We start from the raw sequence: 16,480 nt of genomic DNA, 5'->3' as shown, positions 1-16,480 counted from the left end.
AAATTCAATCATTGATGTGTTTTAAAGAGTATTAAACGATTTCGGTAACAATTAAAGTTTGGCTTTTCTTATTAGTAAATGATCCATCATGGTATTATAATAATTGTCATCATCGCATAACCGATATATCACAAAATGTTTTCCATCGGCGGCATCTGTAAATGTATTACGTCCCGTTTCAGTATCTATAGCTATATTTACACGTTTAAAACCTAACCGATTGATTTTACCACAAGCATATCCGGCGCACCATACACCAAAAGGGTCCCAAGCATGACGACCGTTTTGGGTTCCGAACGCTACCAACGAACGAGTTACAATATCACTGTTATCTATATCCACAGCTTGTAATTGACCACCGCATCTGAGTATTCCCCCCACTTCATTTGTAAAAAAGAGTATCGGATAAGGCCAGGTCTTACTTACATAATCAATAGCTAATCTGGCTTCTTTAGTAAAGAAGAAGTTGTTACAACGCCCTTCCGGATAAGTTCCACCGACGATATACAACTGTCCGCATTTTTGTTTTACTAACTCAAGCCCCGGCAAATCAGAATATTCATCCGGTTGGCTTTTCAGCAGGGCTTCTATATTTGTCGTATATCCGGTAGTGACAATATCCACAGGCGTATTACTTTCAGACAATATCTTTCTATACATTTTTACAGCTTCATACGCATTTACCTTACCATCGTTATACGCTGCCATCAGATCCCAATAAGGGGATTCATCCGGATTGTTTGCCATACTTTTTCCAATCAATACATCCGGTTTATTTTCATATAACAGGAAACCTCTCAATGCTTCCAGATTATTCTTTCCGACTATTGAATATGCAATACCTTTTAAGTCAATAGTGCCATCATCATCAAGAGCCGTTGCAATCCTTACCGCACAGACATCATCCACATCCGTACACATGTCGACATCCAATATCATTTCCTTTCCGAGAGCGGTATTCAGATACAACTCATCCATGTTTCTGTCTTCCTGCCGATTCTCGTATGTCTTACAACCGGTCAAAAAGATGACCAACAAAATTATTTTAAATTTATCTTTCATCTCGTATTTCATTTTTTATCCACTCACTGCCGAAAGGTAATTGATATTAAGGCAGACAGAGCGCAGATTACGGCAAAGTTATTTAATAAAATAAATTTGCGTTTATCTGCGTCATCTGTTCTGTCTGCGTTCTTTTACATGATCTCAGAATTTAAAGGTATATATTTCTCTATTTTTTACAGTCTATTTCCAAAATGGTTCCTTCAATATTACGATGGCCATTTTTATTATAATAATAAACCACAAGAACTCTATTATCTTCCAACATAATCGGCCAAGGATAACCTAAATCCGGTCCACAACCATCATCACGAAGTATAAATTCTTCGGAAATGGCATAATCCGTACATTCTGCATTCAAAATTCTTGCCCGGATGCCAAAAGGCTTGTGACGATAGCCATACGTCAGCAACACACGATTGTCAGGGAGCCTCAGAGCCGCCAAAGGATGCCCCTGGAAATGCATTGATTTCCATTTAAAAGTCTTCCCTCCATCGGTCGACCTGGCAATACATGCATGATCATACAAAGTAGTCCGCAGAAAACCGACTATATCTCCCTTCGGTGTTTCATAGACGGAAGCTTCATTGAATGCAACACTATCATCGGTAGCAACCAGTCCGGAATACTGCCAGGTTTCGCCTTTGTCCTCAGATACAAGCAAATGATTACTGGTTTTTCCTGACGGGGCAGGATCATGACCTGCCACAATCCAATAAATCTTACCGTTTTTACCTTCGCACATAGCCCCTCTGTTATAAGTTGGCAGAGGCTCTCCCGTTGCACTGATATAAATTTCCGAATCCAGCGTCGGAGGAATAATCGGATCTTCCCATGTTTTCCCCTTATCAAAAGAGCGCAAGATATATCCTCCTAAAAATGCTATTTCGCCTCCATGCCAACTCTCATGCAAAACCGGTTTTCCTAAATTGTCTATCCCCTCCTGAGAGGAAAAAGCCCAGCCGTAACTGGCACAAAGCAAAGTTCCGTCCTTTAATTTCAGTAAACAAGGATCCTGTGAACCACCAAAAGGATGGGCGTAGATTAACTCCGGGTCTTTCGTCCAGTTTTCACCATCACTCGAATGAACCTGTACTAAATAGCTGTTAGGATCGACATGCGCATTCCCTGGTTCACCGAAGATTCTTCTGTCCGGTGCACGCCGGAATGCTACCGTATAATTATTGGGGCCTATCTTCACCGCCGAAGGAAATGTTGCATGAAATTTAGAATCTTCATAAATAACCACATCTTTTATTTTCCGTATCTGTGGCAGTGCTGGCTGTCCCTGAGGTACATTACAACCGAAAGCATTCCAAAACTCATTCTCCATTTTTTCAGCATCGATATTCGTATATATATCGACCTTTCTTTTTACAGTGCCCGGAGGGGTATCGACCTTCTTTTCTTCCGCCCATTCCGGATTTGTAATCGCATAAATAAGAGCTACGTCCCACATAGTCCAGGAAGAAGTCATATTGTCTCCGATTCTCTTTCTCCACCGATCCGCTATAAAAGTACCTATACCTTCCACTTTTTCAAGCTTATTGATCGAATGAGCGTTATGAAAGCGCAGTAATCCGCTTACGTTATTAGGCATTATATGAAATTCCAAATCTTCTGCATCACAAAGAAGATCAAAGGCATCCAAATCATTAGACACATTAAATTCATGTTCGCCTATCCATAGATCCTTTTCATAATCATACGTTTGCCCAAGCCAGTAAAGCACAATCTTTTTCGCGATTTCAGGCTTCACCATTACAGCAGATGCCACATTCGTAAGAGCACCGGTACTGATGATCGTTAATTTTTCTCCCTGAGGCAGATCGAGTGCTTTGCGGATAATGAAATCCACAGCCTCACTTTCCCGCGGTTTGTTTTCAGAACCACCTTTTTTATAAACGATCTTCCTCTCATTTCCCATTGGCAACGGGAGGTCTGTCCGGTCTAATAATTGCACCAATACAGCGTTCATCAGCCAACTGGTATAGGCAGAATTGTCATTCCACCAAGGATCATGTCCTTCCCGCACCGTATTATTCCTTCCATCCCATTGCACAGCAGTCATTCCGATGACTTCCAGCTTAGGCGACTTCAAAGCAGCAGCAATTGCAAGCAAGTCATCCAGTTCATTATCCGTATCGGCATCAATAATCACGTTTCGTACTTGAACATGCTGGGGAAGTGATGTATTTTCCCCAGCATTCTGTTCTTGTTTACAACCAAACAGACCAATACCAATACTTATTATTACACTAACAAGTAAATATCTCATCCCTATATTCTATTTTTATGAGAATCAGTCACCCCAGCCAGGAGTTTGTCCGACTTGCGGTTCACGCGTCAATACGTTCAGGCTAAGGGGCCATAACAGCATATGATCCTGTCCTTTTTTATTATTTAATGAAGGTACTATATCAAAAGCTTTTCCGAATCGTACGAGGTCCCACCATCTTTTTCCTTCAAAAACCAATTCAAGCAACCTTTCTTTCAGAATCTCTTCGTCATTCAATTCTTTAGATCGGCTCACAAAGATGTGTTTTTCAAAATTATCACCATATGCTCTTTTTCTGATCAGGTTCATTTCCTCAGACGGGTCCTGTCCCAGTGCATTCTTGGCTTCCGCCTTCATGAGCAGTACGTCTGCCAAACGATATAAAACGAAATCGTTTCTGAAATACCTATGTCCATTTTGTACGATACCGCGTCCCTTACGGATTAAAGCCGGATACTCGATCTCTCCGTTCTCCCCCCCTCTCAAGCCATCGGTAAAAGAAGGAGCTTTTCTAGAGTCATCTTCCATAAATTGATTTTTCACCAAATCGCTTACCGTCCAAGCCATACCGTTCGTTCCGGTGCCAATCACCTCCCCGTCTACCGGATCTGTCGAGCTACCGTCTATACCGGAATAGTTGTCCTTAAAGTAGTTGTCGCCCCCATCATAAATATCATTTGCCACTGACATGATAACTTCATCATTGCACTTATTATTATATTCAAACAAGTCGCCGAAATTAGAAAGCAACATCACATCCGCCTGTTGTACCTCGTTGCAAGCCGCCAAAGCAGTCTCCAGATCGGCATTCCCTCCGCCGCATCGTTTGGCAGTCCACAAATAAACGTCGGCCTTCAACGCATTGGCGCACGGTTTGGAGAAGCGGTTTCTGGAAGCCCAGAAGGTATTGTCGTGATACAAAGCGATCGCATTATCCAAGTCCTCTTTTATCAAGCGGAACACTTCTTCTTCCGTAGCCCGTCCTTTTTGTACGGTTTCAGGGTTGTATCCTTCGGTCGGTTCCACTCGAAGCGGCACCCCGCCCCACGTTCTTACCAGCACGAAATAGAGATAAGCACGCAGCGTATAAGCTTCTGCCAACAAGTTATTCCTTGACATTTCAGTAGCATCGATACGCGGGATGTACTTAATCAGCAAATTCGCCGTATTGACAGTGCTATAGAGCGTAGACCAATCGGGGCCCGGCAACTCCTGACTCAATGTATTTTTGTAATATCGCTCGTAGATATCGCCGGTTACAGCCTTCGTGACGACTTCGCTTCTGGATTCCCCCAGGGTAAACAACTGGTCGCAGGTCATCGACCTTAGCTGTATATACGCTCCCGTCAAGACCCCTGTTGCATCACTTTCATTCGTCCAAAAAGACTCGTTTGTAATAGAGCTCACCGGCTTCTGGTTCAAAAGGTCGCCACAAGACGAGCCAAACAACAGAACAAACAGGCATATAAATAAATGACTATACTTATTCATAACTTATCGAGTTTTACGAAATTAAATTAAAATGTAGCTGATACGCCGAAAATCACATTTCTGGGAAGCGGATAACGTCCTGCATCTTTTCCTCCGAATTCAGGATTTGCACCCGTGTACTTCGTGAAATAATGGAGGTTATTTCCGGTCACGTTCACCTTCAAGTTCGTGAATATCTTATTCATGACTCCTGTAAGCGGCAATCTATACCCCAGGGTTAATTCTCTGATACAAAGAAAATTGCCTGATTCATAAAATTCAGAGTTCATCATCCCCTCTCCATACCAGTCGCCGCCTCTCCAGAGGTTGTAATCCTCATTGGGTATATAAATAGGGCGTTCGGCAATATCGCCTTGCTTCTTCCAACTCTTGTCGATCATTTCCTGCGGCATATTGAGATTGCCTGCCCACTGCCCGCAAAGGAAGATCTTCTGTTCGTTAAAGATGGTATGTCCGGTCATATAGTCCATACGCAGATACAAGTCGAAATTCTTATAGCTCCATGAGCTAGAAATACCGCCCGTCCATTTCGGATAAGTATTTCCCATGTAACAAATATCTTTCTCATTGATTTCGCCATTACCATCGGCGTCATACCAGCGGGTATCGCCTCCGAATTTGGTCTTGTCTTCATACGGGTCCATCATATCAATCACTGGGTCGGCCTTCGCTTCCTCATCGGTTGCATATATTCCCAACGACTTCCAAGCAAAGAGGTCACCGATTCTACCACCTTCCTGAAGGCCTCCTACCCAATCGTAGTCATTGATTTCCGGGTTCCAAGCATAATAACCACCGACTCTGTTCCTTTCCACTCCGTTTTCGGGCAGTTTACGAATTTTGGTTTTTACATGGGAGGCGTTAAATCCTAGCTCCCACTGCAATTCGGAGCGTTTAGGCATCACTTGCACCTTAACTTCGACTTCGACTCCTCGGTTGTTCAAGCTACCATAGTTCGTGGTAATCACATTGAAACCCGACGACATGGGCATAGGCAACTGCGTAATCAAATTATCGGTATTACGATTAAAATAATCGAAGATAATATCCACCCGTTGATCAAACAGTCCCAAGTCTATACCGAAATCGAACGTTTTGGACTCTTCCCATTGCAAGTCTTCATTGGGGAGAACGGTGTTCTGGATAGCGTTTACCCCCATATACTTTCCGCCTCCTACGGCATATTCACCCTGTGCCGTATACGGTCCCATACCGGTAATATTACCATTGACACCGTAACTACCTCTCAATTTCAAACGGAAATCTTCGGCATTCATATCTCTCCAGAAATTTTCTTCATGGATGTTCCATCCGACAGACACCCCGGGGAAAAAGCCCCATTTATGTTCGCGTCCCAACATGGAAGAGGCATCGTAACGGGCATTCACAGACAGCAGATAGCGCTGTTTGTAGTTGTAATTGATTCTTCCGAAATAACCCAACATGATCTGCTTTGACAAGTTACTGCTCATGTGAGTATATTTGGAAACCGCATTCAAAGTCGGGATCAAGTCGGTTAACGCACCTTCTCCACTGGCCGACATACCATAGCTGGACTTGAAATAGTAGGAATAACCAGCCATGACGTTCAAATGATGATCTTTAAAATCTTTATTGTATGACAATACGGCATCTGCCTGTGTCTGCCACCATTTAGAATAACTGGCACTAGCTGGGCGCACAGTATTGAGGCGGTTCACACCATCCAGGTAAGAGGGTGTAAAGCTATATTTATCTTCAGATTCTTTCCAGATAGAGAACGTCGGTGTGAATGTCAAACCCGGAATAATTTCCCAGTTAGCATCGAAAATGAAAGTAATGTTCTCATCACTATTCTTACTCGTATTTTTATGCAAATGATAAGCGGGATTACCAGCACCTCTGTTACCGGGAGCCAACGTACCGTCTTCGAAGGTGTATTTCGTTGTCGGCGCCTGTCCGATGGCACGGGCAAATATACTTGTTTCATTAATGCCGTTATTAGTATATTTGCTGTAGGAAGCACGTCCGCCGACCTTCAGGTTAGGACGAATCTTCACTTCACCTCCCAGGTTGAACGTCAACCGGTCATAATGGGTAGTGATAACAGTACCGTCATTCGTCATGTAGCCTGCACTGGCATTGAAAGTAGCTGTTTCGGAACCACCAGAAATGTTGACATTATGATTGTGAGAAACACCCGTGCGAAACAATACGTCCTGCCAGTCTGTCTCCTTGAAGATGATGGTTTTCGACGGATCAATCGGGTCAGGCATACTTTCCCATCCTTCATTCAATTTATGCTGGTTTTCCGGAGTCAGATATTGCGTTGTATAGGTTGTATTCGCTGTCAAATCATTTCCTGTACCGAATCCGGAAGCCGTATAAAGGTTGCTCAAACCGAATCCCCATCTTTGATCAGCCACCTGGGTCCCTATTCTGCCATAATAAATGTAGTCGCGGGCAGATGCCATATCATATCTCTTTCCTACTTTGGAAAGTGTAAGGTCGTATTTATAAGTGATACTGGTTTTCCCGGCTTTACCTGTTTTCGTTGTAATTAAAACAACACCGTTTGATCCGCGTGCACCATATATGGCTGTGGATGCAGCATCTTTCAGCACCTGCATAGATTCGATATCATCCGAATTGACACCATCAATGTCGTTACGAATCACGCCGTCCACGATATAGATCGGCTCGGCGCCATCGGGACTATTAATAGAGGTACCACCACGCACGATAATACGGGGACTTGCACCCGGCTGTCCGGTAGTTGTCTGTACTCTGACACCGGACACAGTTCCTTGCAGCGCTGATACGAGGTTTGCATAAGGTACACTCTCGAGCGCTTTCGTATCCATCTTGGAGACAGAAGTAGTCAATGTAGCCCTTGACTGTGTACCATATCCGACTACAACGACTTCATCCAAGACCGTACTCGATTCCAATATGACATTCAACATCGTTTTTCCGTTCACTCCCACTTCGCGTGCTTTCATACCCACAAAAGAGAACTGCAATACGGCATTTTTAGGTACATTACGTAACTCAAAACGGCCGTCCAGGTCGGTAATGGTTCCATGCGTCGGATTTTCTTTTTCCACAACAGTTGCTCCGATAACAGGTTCCCCTGTTTTATCTTTGACAACGCCTGTCACATCGATGCGCTCTACTTGCGCAACCACGGGCAGTTGGACGGTATTCGACTTGTTTTTTGTTGCAGCGCCGATGAACACCTGACGGTCGTCGATCGAATAAGCGTTTCCGGTTTGTTGCAACACTTGATCAAGTATTTTGTCGATCGTCTGATCTTTCACATTAATACTGACTTTTTTCTTTAGGTTAACTGCCTTGTCACTATAGAAAAAAACATACTCGCTATTTTTTTCTATCATTTTGAATACTTCCTCCAGGGTATTGTTGTCTGCTTCCAAGGTTAACAAAGTGGACTGCGAATAACTGCTTGCGGCATTCGCAAAGCATATCCCCGCTATGAAGAATAGGTTTATCAGTTTCATAATCCGAATGAATCTACTAAAAACGGCATACGTATTGTTGCCTTTCAATTTATTTATCATACATTTGTATTGATTTAAGTTGATACTCTGTGAAATTTTCAATTTGAATTATGCCGGATAATGTAGGGGTATGTTATCCGGTTTTTTTATGCTCTTTACTCCATAGGCTTGCTGTTTAAGGGGGTTACGCTAAAATAGTAGCAATCATCTTGTTTCACGAATTTTACGGGGATCATCCTGGTCAATCCGTTCAGTACTTTCTCCATATCATCCTTCAAATCCAGTTTACCCGAACAAGTCAGGCGTTCCAATTCCGGCTCCCATCGGATCGGTTTTCCATAATAATCCGACAATCGCTGCAATATGACGGATAGACGTTCTTTTTTATATTGCAACAAACCGTCTTTCCAGGATATATAATCATATACATCTACAGTCTGAATATCCACATCGCCGATCGATGTACACCGGAATCGTTGATTGGGAATCAACTCGGCTTTCCGGCCCGTTTCCGTACGAACATGAACGGAACCTGTCACCAATACGACATCATCCGTATCTTCATGGCCATACGACTTGATATTAAAGGAGGTTCCCAACACCTCGACTGCCATCCGGTCTGTTTTCACGACAAAAGGATTGTCCTCGTTACGGGTTACGTCCAAAAAGACTTCGCCATCCACGTATATCTCTCTTTTATTGCCTTTGAACGATACAGGGAATATGACATGCGACCCGGCATTGACCCAAAGCTTTGTGCCGTCAGACAGTAACAGGGTGGAATGTTTACCTTTAGGCACGATCAACTGGTTATAGGTAACAGTCGCCTCTTTTTCTTCTTTATCGCCGCCTACCTTTTTATCCTTATCTCCTCCCTCCATTACCGTTTGGGAATTGACCTTTATTTCTCCTTTATCGTCATATTTCACATCTGTATTGTCTTCTTCAAATGTTACCTGTTTGTCTTTCGACAACACCAAACGAATATCTGATCCGGGTTGTACATCCGGATTTTTTTTCAAGGCGGCAATCATATCGATTACATCATCTCCCTGCTGATTGCTTTCATAAAAGAAATAAAATGATACGCCCAGCAAAATGAAAACACATGCTACGGCCGAGAAGCAGGCGGCATAAAGTGTCCGTATTTTTTTCTTCAGCGAACTTTTATTTTCTATTTCTATTTTGCTCCATAATGCTTCTTTTTCTTTACGAAGGAGTTTTTCTTTCGGGGAATGTACTACCTCGATAAAAAAAGCCGCTTCTTCAAAATCCTGTGCCGACAGGTTACCGCTTTGTATCAGAAAATCCCAAAACTCGCGGCTCTCCTGCGTAGGATGCAAGATAGACGATATGAAATAATCATCCTGCAATAATTCATCTACTGTATATGTCTTATATTTCTTCTCCATCTTGTTAATCCAATAATCAATTTATCAAAAACGAACGAATATATCATTGTGCATGAGTTCCCTTATCTTCTGGATAGAGCGATGAACCAGGTTACGTACAGATTGATTGTTCATGTGCATAAGTTCCCCTATTTCATCATACGTCATTTCTTCTACATAGCGATAATAGATCACTTCGTTTTGCTTGGGTGATAAGACCTGCAAAAGTTTTTTCACCCTGGCAACATTATTACTAGCAGTCTCATTTTTCAGAAACTGATCTTCTACGGAATATTCCGTTTGAAAAACAGGCTCTATTGTCTCTATCTGATAATATTCCATACTTTTTTTGAACAGATCGAACAATTCGTTTTTCAACGAAACAAAGAGATAGCTTTTTATATTATTTACTTTCCTTTGTTTGGAACGATCTTTATAAAGAGAGATAAAAACCTCCTGAATACAATCTTTAACCGCCTCACGGTTGGTGGTAAAGTGCATGCCGTAAGCGAACAAATCGTCTATATACAGGTTATACAACTCTGTATATGCTCGGTCGTCGCCTTTAAGAAAGCGCTTCCATAGATCATCTATGTGCATCTGGTCGCTCATTTTCCTTTATTTATTATATAGACTTTAATATTAAAAATTTGTACTCAATTCCTTACTGAAATTTTCCGGATTTTATTTCCAATAGAGGAAATAATTCGGGGAACTACCTATAATATTACACCATTCCTTATGAGTGGGGCATCACTGGAGACAGAATATACAAGAATGCAGCCGATCTGTCACAGACCGGTTGCATCAGTTATCACACAATTCTATAGCATGAAAAAATGTATTGCTCAGGGTATAGTTTATAAATGTGGAACTGTTTAATCGAATACCGGTATTTTCAATAATTCGCCGTCGTGCATGGCCGATTTGTGGGCAATGATACCGGGAATTGTATAAGCCAGCGCCTCATGTACGTCGACTCCAGGCTTGCGGTTTTCTACAAGCGAGCTAATAAACTCGTGGGTAATAAAACAATGCGAGTTACCGTGTCCACTGATATGGCTGATCTTTCCCGGCAAGTCGGTCTTCCACCAGGGCTTCATTTCGACAAAGTGCATTTCGGGTTCGTCGACAACGAATCCACCTTCGTCTTTACCTTGCATTTCGCTGGAGACTACCTGATGTGAACCCAGGCCTTTATATTCAGAATAGTAACTCATTTTGTCGCCATGCCATTCACCTCTCTCAACACCTACCAATGCGCCTCGCCAGCATACCTCGCCCATGAAGGAGTTACCCTTGTCAGTACGGAAGAGTGCGGTTTCATTCCAGAAGGGGTTATTGAAAGGGTTGTTGTTCAATATCGGGCTCCCGTCGCCCCAACCGTTGCAGGTTACGCTTGTCAACCTTTCTCCGGTGACAGCGATAAGGAAAGAAGTAACATGCGTAGGGTATAGCATAGGGGGAAGGCCATGTCGCCAGGTAGGTTTCTTGTCGGCGTCGAAATACAAGGTTTCCAAACCGGGATGATAGTACTGGGCCGCACTACTGAAGATGTTTCCGAACTTGCCTGCGCGATAGAATTCCTGCGCCATCATGGTTTCTTCGCGATAAGTGGTCGTTTCAGCCATCATGTAAGTGAGTCCGGAACGTTTCACGGCTTCAAGCAACTGATAGCATTCTTCTTCGGTCATGGCGGCAGGAACCGCGCAGAGCACATGTTTGCCGGCCTTGAGACACTGAATCGTGTGGCGCACATGGTCGGGTGCCGGGGTAAACAGGGCTACGGCTTCGACTTTCGGATCGCGGAGCAATTTCTCCAGTGATTCGTAAGACTTTTTACATTGGTAAACTTCCATCAGTTTGTTTCTTCTTTGGGTATCCAAATCGCTCACTGCCTCAACAATGCAGTTGGGGTGTTCGTGGAAGAAAAAACCTAAACCGAAGTTACCTCCAACTACGCCCAGACGGATTTTCTTGTCCGAACCGAGTGGCTGGGCGAATGCGAAGCGTGGCGAAATACACATGGCTGTCGTGGCCAGTCCGAACTGGCTTATGAACTGTCGTCTGTTTATCTTTTCCATATTCTTTTATTTATTAAAAAATGGGTATTAAATAATCCGGTCAGCAATTAAAGTTTGGCTTTTTTGATTAACAGGTGATCCATCATGGCATTATAATAGTTCTTATTATCGCATAGCGGATAGATAACGAAATGCTTTCCGTCGGTTGCATCGGCAAATGTATTACGACCCGTTTGGGTATCTATGAATATATTTACTCGTTTGAAACCCAGCCGATTGATTTTACTGCAGGCATATCCGGCACACCATACGCCGAAAGGGTCCCAAGCAAGCCGTCCGGCATCGGTTCCGAATGCGTATAAGGCGCGGGTTACAATGTCTTTGCGGTCGATATCTACCTGTTGCAACCCGGCGCCGCATACGAGCAATCCGCCTACATTATTGGTGAAAAAAAGTATCGGATAGGGCCAATGCTTGCTGATATAATCTGCCGCCGTCCGAGCTGCCGGGGCAAACCAGATGTTGTTGCAACGCCCTTCCGGATAGGTTGCGCCTACGACGTAGAGTTGTCCGCATTTTCTTTTGACAAGTTCCAGACCTGTAAGATCGGAGTATTCGTCAGGTTCACTTTTCAAAAGGTACTCGATGTTGGTGGTGTAGCCGGTTGTAACGATATCGACCGGGGTATCGCTCTCGGAGAGTATTTTGCGGTACATTTTTACAGCTTCGTAGGCATTCACCTTGCCATCACTATATTCGGCCATCAGATCCCAGTAGGGTGATTCTTCTGGTTCGTTGGCTACCGCGCTTTTTCCTATCAATACATCAGGCTTGCCTTCGTGAAGCAGAAAACCACGTAAGGCATCGAGGTTATTGGGGCCATTTACGGAAAAGGCTATTCCTTGTAGGTCAATGACGCCGTCGTCATCGAGTGCTGTTGCGATCCGTACGGCGCAAGCGTCGTCTACATCGGTACACATGTCGACGTCGACGATCATTTTTTTATGGGGAGTTGTATTCAGAAAGAGTTCGTTCGTATTTCTGTCTACATTCAAATCTGTTTGATTTCCGTCGGTTTGGCAACTTCCCAACAGGGTAGCTACCAATAATAGTTTATATATGTGCTTCATGGTTTGTACAAAATTTTAATTACTTTTTATCCACTCGCCACCGGAAGGCGGAAGGTATTGAAAATCGATGGGGTACCAGCAGGAGGCAAATCCTTCTTTCAGGCGGTTGGAAAACAGCAGGGCGAAGGAATGAAGTCCTTTTTCGAGGGCGATTTGCGTCTTTTTCTCGTAAAAGCGGGAAGAGGTGGGATTGTAAATTAATAGTTTACCTGCAATCCACAACTCATCCGCATTAGATTTAAAAGTGTAAATGCCCGTCTCCGGTACTTCGATTTCGCCGGAATAGCATGCCAATCCGGGTGTTTTGAAATCGAATTTGTCTTTATTATATACAGCAAAAGAGTTTATTATCGTATCTTTTTCATATACGGCTTTTGTATAGTCGCTATGATCTTTAAAAAGGCCGTTTGCCAGCTGAAGGTGGATTTGTCCGTTACATGTATTTTGAATTGCGGGTATAGGTGTTTGCTTTTCAATGTTTATGGTGCGTATCGGACTGAGTTTGCCGTTTGCTGTCTTGGTACAGACTTTTAGTGTACACGGCTGGTGCAGCACCAATCGTTCCGGCAAAGAGGGGGCGTACATGTTGGGAGTTGTTCCGTCTACCGTATAAACCATGGGCAGCGAACGGCTGTTCTTAAATTCCAGAATAACAGAATCTCCGGTAAAGACTTTGTTGGTCGTCAACTCTCCTTCCGGAAGCGGAATGTGGTAATTGATACCTTTCAAATCCAGACGGACCTGCATGTTCTCCAGACGGCGCAAGAAGTCGTCCCAGTTTTTCTTTTCGGGTGTTGTCCAGGCTGTTTCCGCCAAAGCCACGGTTCGTGGATAAAGCATGTATTCCAATAGTTCTCCGGAGGGTGTCCATTCACTCCATAAGCAAGCCTGGGTACCAATTACATGTTTTCTTTTTTCCGGAGCTAACTCTTTTGGAAGCGGCTCAAATTCGTACACGTCTTTCAGGCAAGACTGTCCGCCCATGGCAGCCGGTTCTACTTCGTCGGCGCCTTGTGCAGCACATAGGTAAAGCCCGTCGGCCATGGATGCCATAACAACGTCGTGGCCTGTTGCTGCGGCCTTGGCTCCGCATTCGGTACCTTTCCAGCTCATTACCGTTGCATCTTCAGGCAGTCCGCCTTCCAGAATTTCCTCCCAACCGATCATCCGTTTTCCCAATGTACCGGAAATAAAACGCTCCATCCGTTTGATGGCATAACTTTGCAATTGCTCTTCCACTGAGTGCTCAGGAGTAGGGTGAAGGTTCATCCTTTTTGCTAATGCCTGGCAACGGGGGCATGTTTGCCAATACCTCTTAACGCATTCATCTCCCCCGATGTGCAAATAGCGGGCTGGAAACAGTTCGGCTATTTCCGTCAATACATTTTCCATAAAAGTGAACACGGAGTCGTTACCTACACAAAAAACATTTTCTTCATAGCCAAAGACCTGTTCACTTTTAAAAGGTCCGCCACTGCATGACAATTCAGGGAAGGGAACCAGGGCCGACAAACTGTGTCCCGGGAATTCTATCTCGGGTATCACCTCTATATGATGACGACCGGCATAGGCTACCAGTTCTTTTATATCTTCTTTTGTATAATAACAAGGTCCGTATAACTCTTCATTATAGGTTTCCTGTACGGCAGAACATTCAACCAGTTGCGGATACTTATCAATAGCAATACGCCATCCCTGGTTATCCGTCAGATGCAAATGCAGGCGGTTCAGTTTAAGCATAGCCATCACGGATATCTGTTTTTTCAGTTCTTCTACGGTAAAGAAATGGCGACTCACATCTATCATTACTCCTCTGTAACTGAAACGTGGATGGTCTGCGATTTTAACAGCAGGAACAGATAGTCCCATTTTCAAGGGTTTTGCACTTTCGATTTCTGCCGGTAACAGTTGGAATAATGTCTGTATGGCATAAAACATGCCCTTTTCTGTTGCAGCCGAAAGTAATATCTGTTTGTCGTCTACTTCTATTTCGTATCCTTCTTCTTCCAGGTTTCCATTCGTTTTGAGTCTAATGCAATTATTGGAAGAGCTGTCTGAAAAAGAGAGTTTATATCCGCTTGCTTCTTCCAGCTTATTCATTAATACAGAGGCTTCTTTTTCCCAATCACCATTTTCCAGTGATAGGGTGGTCGAGTTGCTGATAGGAAAAACGCCTTGTCGAACTTCCAGCTGTAATGGTTCCGGTATAATATGTATTCCGGAATTGTATACTTTATCTTCCCCTGAAAGATGGCAGGATATGAAAGAATAAAAAAACAGATATACAAAGTATCTTTTCATTTTGAATTATATCTTACATGTTAGGAGTTATAAAGCGGAGGGAGGTCTGTCGGCCTCTCCCCCTCTTATTTTAAGCAAAAAATCAATATGCTACTTTTTCTTTGGGTCTACTTCTAAAATAGTACCTCCGATATAGCGCTGACCGTCGTCTCTCGTTATATAGTAAACGACTAACACTCTGTTATTATCAAGTACGACCGGCCATGAATAGCCCACATCTGTACCGGGTCCGTTATCATCACGAAGTACTATTTCCTCTGCGGTTGCAAAGTCTGTACATTCTGCATTTAAGATTCTGGCCCGTACGCCACAAGGTTTCTCTCGGTAACCGTATGTCAGAAACACGCGATCGTCCGGGAGCCTTACAGCCGCCAGTGGGTGTCCATAAAAACCCATAGGTTGCCATTTGAACGTTTTCCCACCATCTGTAGAGCGAGCGATGCAAGCCCGTGTTTCCGGATTCTCAGTACGTATGAATGCAACTATATCTCCTTTAGGTGTTTCATAGACTGAAGCTTCATTAAATATAAATTTCTCATGAGTCGCCACGATACTTGAGTATTGCCAGGTCACCCCTTTGTCATCCGAATAAAGTAAATGATTGGATGTTTTTGTAAGCGGATAATCATCCATGGCTGCCACTACCCAGAAAATTCTTCCGCTTTTACCTTCATATAAGGCACCTCTGTTATAGGCGGATAATGGATTTCCCATCGGATCTTTATAAATTCCATCTTTCACTGCGGTGGGATAAATCGGTCCTTCCCATGTCTTGCCATTATCAAAAGAACGCATAATATACCCGCCCAAGGCAATCCATCCTCCTTCATGGTAAACAGGTTGTTTCAACTCCGCTATCGCATCTTCTCTGAGGTGTGTCCAACCATAACTCGTACAAAGCAACGTCCCATCTCTCAGCTTTAACAAACAAGGGTCCTGAGATCCGCCAAAAGGATGTGCATAAATTAATTCGGGATTTTTTGTCCAAGTTTCACCATCTTTGGAACGGACCATCACTAAATAACTATTCAAATCAGTATGTGTCGGATATGGCTCTCCCAGCATAACCCTGTTGGGTGCACGACGAAAAGCAACCAGATAGTCATCACCGCTTTTTACAACAGAAGGAAATGCTACATAAAACTGCGGGTCGTCGTATACAACCACATCTTTTATTTTTCGTACACCCGGCTGTTTATTCAACTCTTTTGCCAGCATATTGCCTGAAAAACAGGACAAGGCAAATAGTATTACTAGAAATATTCTCATCTTTTTAGTATTTGTTTTGTATATAGACTTCAAT

10 protein-coding genes are annotated in these 16,480 nt (G+C 43.4%); all 10 read right to left on the bottom strand.

Annotation, left to right across the window (positions count from 1 at the left end; all coding sequences use genetic code 11):
* Nucleotides 1-51: 51 nt before the first annotated feature.
* Entirely contained in the window at nt 52-1,062 is a 1,011-nt protein-coding gene (locus DWW23_RS20715; RefSeq protein ID WP_122355837.1) for a hypothetical protein, read from the bottom strand.
* 169 nt (nt 1,063-1,231) lie between these two features.
* A complete protein-coding gene (locus DWW23_RS20710) occupies nt 1,232-3,340 on the bottom strand; it encodes a nucleoside hydrolase (RefSeq protein ID WP_122355750.1) in 2,109 nt (702 codons plus the stop codon).
* A gap of 24 nt (nt 3,341-3,364) precedes the next feature.
* The gene (locus DWW23_RS20705) at nt 3,365-4,831 is read right to left on the bottom strand and encodes a RagB/SusD family nutrient uptake outer membrane protein (protein ID WP_122355748.1); all 1,467 of its coding nucleotides are present in this window, start codon (nt 4,829-4,831) and stop codon (nt 3,365-3,367) included.
* A 26-nt stretch (nt 4,832-4,857) separates the two neighbouring features.
* A complete protein-coding gene (locus tag DWW23_RS20700) occupies nt 4,858-8,331 on the bottom strand; it encodes a TonB-dependent receptor (protein WP_233564409.1) in 3,474 nt (1,157 codons plus the stop codon).
* 155 nt (nt 8,332-8,486) lie between these two features.
* Nucleotides 8,487-9,743, bottom strand: a complete 1,257-nt coding sequence (locus DWW23_RS20695) for a FecR family protein (RefSeq protein WP_122355744.1) — start codon at nt 9,741-9,743, stop codon at nt 8,487-8,489.
* Nucleotides 9,744-9,767: 24 nt separating this feature from the next.
* The gene (locus tag DWW23_RS20690; protein WP_233564408.1) at nt 9,768-10,322 is read right to left on the bottom strand and encodes an RNA polymerase sigma factor; all 555 of its coding nucleotides are present in this window, start codon (nt 10,320-10,322) and stop codon (nt 9,768-9,770) included.
* A gap of 278 nt (nt 10,323-10,600) precedes the next feature.
* On the bottom strand, nt 10,601-11,749 hold the full coding sequence (locus DWW23_RS20685; protein ID WP_233564407.1) for a Gfo/Idh/MocA family protein: 1,149 nt from the start codon (nt 11,747-11,749) through the stop codon (nt 10,601-10,603).
* A gap of 104 nt (nt 11,750-11,853) precedes the next feature.
* A complete protein-coding gene (locus tag DWW23_RS20680; RefSeq protein WP_122355738.1) occupies nt 11,854-12,876 on the bottom strand; it encodes a hypothetical protein in 1,023 nt (340 codons plus the stop codon).
* A gap of 15 nt (nt 12,877-12,891) precedes the next feature.
* Nucleotides 12,892-15,177: a family 20 glycosylhydrolase gene (locus DWW23_RS20675; protein WP_122355736.1), complete on the bottom strand. Its 2,286-nt coding sequence runs from the start codon at nt 15,175-15,177 to the stop codon at nt 12,892-12,894.
* Between the two features lie 90 nt (nt 15,178-15,267).
* The gene (locus DWW23_RS20670) at nt 15,268-16,446 is read right to left on the bottom strand and encodes a sialidase family protein (RefSeq protein ID WP_122355734.1); all 1,179 of its coding nucleotides are present in this window, start codon (nt 16,444-16,446) and stop codon (nt 15,268-15,270) included.
* Nucleotides 16,447-16,480: the final 34 nt, after the last annotated feature.

Source organism: Parabacteroides sp. AF14-59, assembly GCF_003479515.1.
GTDB lineage: Bacteria > Bacteroidota > Bacteroidia > Bacteroidales > Tannerellaceae > Parabacteroides > Parabacteroides faecis.
The sequence above is the reverse complement of the archived record's forward strand: the minus strand, read 5'-3'. Positions and strand labels throughout refer to the sequence as shown.